The organism is Candidatus Phytoplasma stylosanthis, from assembly GCF_032886435.1.
GTDB classification, from domain to species: Bacteria; Bacillota_I; Bacilli_A; order Acholeplasmatales; family Acholeplasmataceae; genus Phytoplasma; species Phytoplasma stylosanthis.
On sequence record NZ_JAUZJP010000036.1, the window covers coordinates 1 to 1,550 of the forward strand.

The following is a 1,550-nucleotide window of genomic DNA, read 5'->3' on the forward strand; positions in this document are numbered from 1 at the left end:
CCATTGACAAATATGGTGACACAATTAATAACTACAATGGTTTAAAACAAGATTGGGAAAAAGAATTAGAAAAATGTGAAACAGAACTAAAAGACCTTTATGAACAAAAAGACCTTACCCAAGAAGCCAAAGCCAAAATCAAAGAAGTTTTAGAACAAAACGAAGCTAAAATTAAAGAAATAAAAAAAAATTTAGATCAAAATGATAAAAATATTACTATCTTAAAAGGTAAATTAGTCCAATTAGAAAAAGACAAAGAAACTAAAGAAAAAGAAATCAAAGACAAAGAAAGACAAAAAGAGTTAGCTTCCCCCGATGATAAAATTAGATTACAAGCGGAAATTAATAAACTTCGAGATGAAATTTCAGAAATAGTTGGAGAAATTGGTAAAATCAAAGTTCAAATTGGTAAATTAGAAAATAAACAAGAATACTACCAAGATATGTTAACTCGTGCGGAAAAATTAAAAAAGATTTATAAGAAAGATATCAATTTTTATCATATTCCGAAAAATCAATATTAAACCAAATTCAAACAGCCGACGAACGTCATGCCAAAATCCAAAAAGAAATTGAGGAAGTCGATGAAAAACTTAAAGAAATTAACCTCGAAAAAGAATTATATCAAGCCCTAAAATTAAAATATCGCGAAATGCATAATCGTATGATAACTTATGAAAAAGAACATGAAGCATCAGCAGGCAATATCACCAAATGGGTTTTTAAAGGTTTTGATAAGATCACTGACTTATTCCCTGCTAAATTGGGTCTTAAAATTGCGGGTAAGACAGTTAGTTTTACACGTAAATTTGGACAAGGGATGGTCAAAACTACTTTAATTCTGCACGAATGCCACCGTTTATGGCATTTATATAATGAAGTAGCTAACAAAAACAAAGAACACCCGATAATGATTACCAAAGAAGCTTTAGAAATGTATACTCAAGATATTGACCGTGATTTAGCCAAACTCGAAGCCAACTACAAAGATTACGAAAAGAAAATAGCTGATTATAAACTGCGCCAAAAAGAAGATAATTTAGAAAAAGAAGTTGATGAATCCCAAAAGTTTGTTGAAAAAATTAAAGAAAGAAGACGTAATGTCGTCGATGAATACGCAACTATCATCGATGAATTAAAAGATAAACAAAAAGAAGTTTCTGACACTGACAAACTATATGAAGAAAAAGCCAAATTAGAAGAAATATTAGAAAACAAAAGAGATAACGTGAATATTATAAAAGAACAATTAAAACAAAAAAATCCGAATTACGCCCGTGTTCAACAACACCTACAAGCAAAACGAGTTGGCAAAATCCCAGAAATGGTTAAAATCCCAAATAAATGATTATTTTATTTAATCATTTTATTAATAAAATTGTATAATAGTGATAATTATTTTATTTAATTATCACTATTATTAAGAAAGGTTATTCTAACAATGAATAAATCAAATTTTTTCCAAAAAAATGGTTTTTTTATATTCCTTCTTATCATTTTCGGACTTGTTTGTTATTATTTCTGGTTTCAAAATCAAAAAGAAACAACCT

General features: G+C 28.2%; 1 protein-coding gene and 1 pseudogene. Both read left to right on the top strand.

Annotated elements, in window-relative coordinates:
* A pseudogene (locus Q8777_RS02585) lies at positions 1-524 on the top strand (DNA double-strand break repair protein Rad50); the annotation flags it as partial.
* Positions 525-652: 128 nt separating this feature from the next.
* Positions 653-1,348, top strand: coding sequence for a DNA double-strand break repair protein Rad50 (locus Q8777_RS02590; RefSeq protein WP_318749376.1), 696 nt, complete (start codon positions 653-655; stop codon positions 1,346-1,348).
* Positions 1,349-1,550: the final 202 nt, after the last annotated feature.

Coding starts and splice junctions, on each gene's coding strand:
- Q8777_RS02590 (WP_318749376.1), top strand. CDS start 653: ATGCATAATCGTATGATAACTTATGAAAAAGAACATGAAGCATCAGCA.